2 protein-coding genes are annotated in these 1,453 nt (G+C 62.7%); one reads left to right on the forward strand and one right to left on the reverse strand.

What is annotated here, in order from left to right; genetic code table 11:
* Positions 1 to 711, reverse strand: a 711-nt coding sequence (locus A2J01_RS25605; RefSeq protein ID WP_064113868.1) for a hypothetical protein, incomplete at its 3' end; no start/stop codon positions are given.
* 213 nt (positions 712 to 924) lie between these two features.
* Here A2J01_RS25605 and A2J01_RS25610 point away from each other — a divergent pair.
* On the forward strand, positions 925 to 1,453 hold a 529-nt coding region (locus A2J01_RS25610), incomplete at its 3' end, for a DUF732 domain-containing protein (protein ID WP_064113869.1).

Genomic DNA, 1,453 nt, shown 5'->3' on the forward strand with positions numbered 1-1,453 from the left:
TGCTCGCCAGTTGACGATCGGGTTCAGCACTCCGAACGGTCCGCAACCACTGGCGGCGGGCAGCGCGAAGCCGGTGGCCTGGTTCCCGACCGGGCTCACCTTCAGTGCATTGTCCGGGAGCACCGTGTAGGTCGGTACCACCGACGGGTCAGGCGCGAGACGAAGATTCACCGGCGCAGCCGCGGAGCCCAGGTAGCAGTTGTCACCGAGGAACGCGTTGTTGATCTTCATCCGCACCGGGATGCTCAGATCCATGTCGGTGATGATGCCGTTGAGGGTCGGGGCAGCGGTCGCCTCCACCTCGGCGGTGACTGCGGCGAGGCCGAACAGATTGCCGAACGGCAGGTCGATTCCGAGGACTCCACCCGGAACGGTCAACGGCTTGGAGTAGACACCGTGGTGTCCGTCGTCGCGCGGGAGAAGAACGGTGGACTCACCTTCACCGGAGCCGGCCTCGGCGGCGATGATCATGTCGCCTTTTCCGATCGGGAGGTTGAAGCCGTTGTTGTCGAAGGTTCCGCTCTGAACCACAACCGACACACAGGATTCGGCAGTAGCCGGACACACTGCGGCACCGGGTATCGAATTGTCGACCGGATCCTGAGCCGAGGCCATCGGCGCCGCGAACGCGAGGACCGCACCTGCGGTACCTGCAATGACGGCCACGCGCGTGCCGAGACGTCGGTTGCCGTTCTTGTGAGATTTCTGCACTGATTTCTCCCTGCCGTTTATGTGATGGGGGACGAAACTCGCAGTCATTGCTTGTGTTTCGACCGCCGCCGACAAGGTCTTCGCGGTGTGCTCCTACTCACAAGTAACAACTGAACAGATGTATATCACAGGACTTCGACTTAAAAACAGGGCAAAAGGGAGTTTCCTTAAAACGGACAAAATAAGCGGTACGGTATGTAACACTCACGGGTGATGAACACGAACAGACTGGTCCTCTGCGTCGCGGCAGCGGGCCTAATCCTCAGCGGCTGCAGCAGCCAATCCGACAGCGACGCAGCGGAATCCACATCTGCTGCCACCAGCACGTCGATCGCGGCAACGTCGAGTTCAGCTGCCCCCGAGTCCCTGTCGGCGCTGGCGACCAGCCCACCCGCCGCAACTCCGGAAGCCGCGCCGAGCGTCGTCGAATCGACGCCCCCACCGGTAACGCTGCCGGTGGCGCCACAGGTAGCGCCACCGGCAAACTCACCGATCGACGCCCGGTCACCGGAAGAGATCGTCGCGAACGCCGGCGAGAAGGGGCAGCGGTACATCGCCGCTCTGCGTCTGGCCGGGATCCCTCCCGCCGGAATGGATTCCGCAGAGATCCTCTACGCCGACGGCACCTGCAAGGCTCTCGCTGACGGTATGCCTCGGTCCGAAGTGCTGGCGGAGTTCAACTCCGTCGGCGAGGTGTACTCACAGATCACGCCGATGTCCTCGCAGCGCATTGCCGAGATCT

Source organism: Rhodococcus sp. EPR-134 (genome assembly GCF_001647205.1).
Classification (GTDB): Bacteria; Actinomycetota; Actinomycetes; order Mycobacteriales; family Mycobacteriaceae; genus Rhodococcus_F; species Rhodococcus_F qingshengii.